A 650-nucleotide genomic window follows, 5' to 3' on the forward strand; every position below is an offset into this window, starting at 1 on the left:
TGTACCAGAAGTAATCAACGTACGGCTCAATGTTTGTGTAATCGAAGCATCCATGATGTCCGCAGGATCACCTTTACGCATCTTGCGGAAATTTTCACGAATACGGTCGAATACTACGATGGTATCGTTGAGCGAGTAACCAACAACCGTTAGCAACGCAGCCACGATAGTTAGGTCCACTTCAATCTGTAGGAATGAGAATACACCCAGCGTGATAATAATATCGTGCGCCAGCGCCATTACAGCACCAGCCGCTAGACGCCATTCAAATCGCATTGATACATAAATCAGGATACAGATGAGCGACACAAGGATCGCCAGACCGCCCGCTTCAGTTAGTTCATCACCAACGTTTGGACCAACAAACTCGATACGGCGCATTTCTACGCTTTCACCAGTACCTTCTTTGATCGCACCGATGATTTGGTTACCTAGCGTTTCGCCAGAAACGTCGTCACGAGGACGAAGACGCACCATCACATCGCGAGCACTACCAAAGTTCTGTACTGTCGCATCTCCGAAACCTTTTGCATCAAGTGCTGTGCGGATTTCTTCAAGGTTAGCTGGTTTTTCAAAACCAACTTCGATTAGCGTACCGCCCGTGAAGTCTAGACCCCAGTTCAGCCATTTGGTTGATAATGTGAAGATAG

General features: G+C 47.4%; 1 protein-coding gene. It reads right to left on the reverse strand.

Annotated elements, in window-relative coordinates; genetic code table 11:
• A partial coding sequence (secF, locus tag R8O11_RS28480; protein WP_318195027.1) for a protein translocase subunit SecF occupies positions 1-648 on the reverse strand: 648 nt, incomplete at its 3' end.
• Positions 649-650 lie beyond the last annotated feature (2 nt).

The sequence above is a fragment of the Vibrio sp. 1288 genome, from assembly GCF_033344475.1.